Source organism: Vibrio sp. YT-18 (assembly GCF_033337345.1).
Classification (GTDB): domain Bacteria; phylum Pseudomonadota; class Gammaproteobacteria; order Enterobacterales; family Vibrionaceae; genus Vibrio; species Vibrio alginolyticus.
The window spans coordinates 1-1,050 of the sequence record NZ_JAWOQO010000270.1; the positions used below are offsets into that span (position 1 = coordinate 1).

A 1,050-nucleotide genomic window follows, 5' to 3' on the forward strand; every position below is an offset into this window, starting at 1 on the left:
ACGATTGAAACGACGATCAGCGACAGCCGCACCACCATTACCCCGATGCCTGTCGATAATCAGGATATCCGTTCGATGATCGATATAGCACCGCATGACATTGTGGAGTTCACGATCACCGCGAAGACTAACCCGTTAGCCGCGAGTGATATCACCAACACGGCAACGGCGGATCTCAACGGTACGCAGCAGCATTCAAGTGCCACTGTTCAGCCTCAATCTCAGGGGATCTCGATTGAGAAAACCGCAGACACCCAATATTACGTTCCGGGTGCAGAAGCGACGTTTCGCGTCAAAGTGAAGAACGAAGGCACAGTCCCAGCGACAGATGTGGCTGTAAAAGACGCCATTAGCAACCTTGAAGTCGTGCGTCTTGATGGTACATCGGTAAAAGCATTCGACTCTTGGCGCATTGAGGTGAATAAAGCGAATGCGGAAACAGAGATCACCAACATGCCGGGCGTGAATTCCGACATTGATTCAACGCTAACGATTGCTGCGAATGATGAAGTGGAGTTTGTGATTACAGGGTTAGTGAACCAATACGCTACTGGCGAAATTGAGAATACTGCTAGCGCCACATTCCGTGGTGAAACGCAAGATTCAACAGCGACACTGCTGGCGATGCCGGAGTCGGTCAAACTTGAAAAAACCGTTGACGATGAGTTCTACCGTCCGGGAGAGAGTGTTACTTACCACGTGGTGTTAACGAATGAATCGGGTTCATTTACTGAAGAGATGATACTGAAAGATCTGATCTCAGAACTGAAGGTCAACACCATCAACGACACTCAAGCTGAAGCATTTACCAGTTGGCGTATGACCAGTTCATACAACGATGAACGAACCATCGTTCTGCCGCAAATTCAGGGCGACAATCTGGATGTAAACAGTCGCGTGGTTCTTGCACCAAACGACACGTTAGACATTGAGATTAAAGGTGTGGTCAATGCAGACGCGATGGGCGAAATCACCAACCATGCTTACGCATACGACAAATCGGAAAGCGATGTTTTGGCAGAAGATGTCGCCATTATCAAACCGCAACCA

Annotated in this window: 1 protein-coding gene; it reads left to right on the top strand. The window is 48.8% G+C overall.

Features of this window, described 5'->3' with window-relative positions:
• Positions 1-1,050, top strand: a 1,050-nt coding sequence (locus R7M72_RS25910; RefSeq protein WP_318056570.1) for a hypothetical protein, incomplete at both ends; no start/stop codon positions are given.